The sequence below is a fragment of the Rhodococcus yananensis genome (assembly GCF_020515525.1).
Classification (GTDB): domain Bacteria; phylum Actinomycetota; class Actinomycetes; order Mycobacteriales; family Mycobacteriaceae; genus Rhodococcus; species Rhodococcus yananensis.
Window position 1 is genome coordinate 1 of sequence record NZ_JAIYEP010000156.1, and the last position, 2,017, is coordinate 2,017.

Annotated in this window: 1 protein-coding gene; it reads left to right on the forward strand. The window is 68.1% G+C overall.

Going from position 1 to position 2,017, the window contains the following annotated elements; genetic code table 11:
* Positions 1-2,017 (forward strand): condensation domain-containing protein (locus LDQ05_RS19530; protein WP_226438606.1); only part of this gene is annotated, 2,017 nt, incomplete at both ends.

Below are 2,017 nucleotides of genomic sequence, written 5' to 3' on the forward strand. Positions count from 1 at the left end.
GTGGGGTTGGCGGCGCGGCTCGAGTCGCGTGCCGGTGATGGTGGTCGGGTGGCGTTGGTGGCGCAGCCTCGGCCGGAGCGGGTGCCGTTGTCGCCTGCGCAGCAGCGGATGTGGTTCCTCAATCGTCTGGAGTCGGCCTCTGCGGCATACAACATTCCGGCCGCTCTGAAGCTCTCCGGCACCCTCGACACCGACGCGATGCGCGCCGCCGTCCGCGACGTCGTGGGTCGACACGAGGTGCTGCGTACCGTCTACCCGGAGACGGACGGTGTCGGCTACCAGAAGGTGTTGCCGATCTCGGACGCAGTCATCGACCTGCCCGTCGTGGACACCGCCGCCGACGCGGTGCAGGACACCGTCGACGAGTTCTTCGCGACGCAGTTCGACGTCACACGCGATGTTCCGATCCGCGCGCGCCTGCTGCGCGTCGCGAGCACCGAGTACGTGCTGATGTTCGTCGTGCATCACATTGCGGCGGACGGGTTCTCGATGGCACCGCTGACTCGGGACGTGATGATCGCGTACGAGGCGCGAGTGCGAGGCGCCGCGCCGGCGTGGGTGCCGCTCGATGTGCAGTACGCGGACTACGCGATCTGGCAGCGTCGGGTGCTCGGGGACGAAACGGATCCCGGTTCGGTGATGTCGCGGCAGCTGGATTACTGGCGCGCGGCGTTGGGCGCATCGGCGGGTCCGTTGGAGCTACCGACGGATCGGCCACGTCCGGCGGTGGCGTCGGGTCGGGGTGCGGTGCATCGCTTCGTGGTGCCGGGCGAGGTGGTCGCCCGGGTGCGGAAGACGGCCGCGGCGCATCGGGTGACCGAGTTCATGGTGGTGCATGCGGCGTCGGCGGTGCTGCTCGCGCGGCTGTCGAACACCGACGATGTGACGATCGGGACACCGGTGGCCGGACGCGGTGAGGCAGCGCTCGACGATCTGGTGGGGATGTTCGTCAACACGCTGGTGTTGCGCACTCGGGTCGACCCGGGTGAATCGTTCGCAGAACTGTTCGCTCGGGTCCGGGAGGCGGATCTGGGTGCGTTCGGGAATGCGGATGTGCCGTTCGAGCGGCTGGTGGAGGTGCTCGACCCACCGCGATCCCAGGCGCATCATCCGCTCTTCCAGGTGATGCTCACCTTCCAGAACCTCGACGGGGGCAGCTTCGAACTGCCCGGACTGACCGTCGACTCCCTCGACTCCACCCGGGTCGCCACCCGGGCCGATCTCCAGTTCACCTTCTCCCACCACGTGGACGCGGAAACCGGACTCGACGCGCTCGACGGTGAATTCGCTTACGCCACGGACCTGTTCGACGAGTCCACGGTGATCGGGTTCGCGGAGCGGTTCGTGCGGGTGTTGTCGGCAGTGACCGATCCCGCGGCAACCGTGGGTGACGTGGAGTTGCTGGCTCCCGCCGAGCGGGAGGCGGTACTCACGAACTGGAACGCGACCGACCGGGCGGTGACGGCGGGAACGTTGCCGTCGGCGTTCGACGAGCAGGTACAGCGGTCGCCGGAGGCGCCGGCGGTGGTGTCCGACGATCGGTCGCTGTCGTACAGCGAGTTCGCGTCGCGGGTGAATCGTCTTGCGCGACATCTGATCGCGGTGGGCGTGGGACCGGAGTCCACGGTGGCGTTGGGGATGCGCCGATCGGTGGACCTGGTGGTGGCGATGTACGCGGTTCTCGCTGCCGGTGGTGGCTACGTCCCGGTGGATCCGGATCAGCCGGCCGACCGCAACGGGTACGTGCTGGATGTGGCCGAACCGGCAGTGGTGCTGACCACCGACCGTGACGGTTTCGACGTCGCGTCCGAGAAGCCGGTTCCGGTGCTGGCTGTGGACACCGTGGATCTGTCCGCGTACTCCGATGCTCCGGTGACGGATGCCGACCGGATCTCGCCGCTGCGGCCGTCGAACACGGCGTACGTGATCTTCACGTCGGGGTCGACGGGTCGTCCGAAGGGTGTGGCGGTCTCGCACGGGGCCATCGTCAATCGTCTGTTGTGGATGCAGGCGGAGT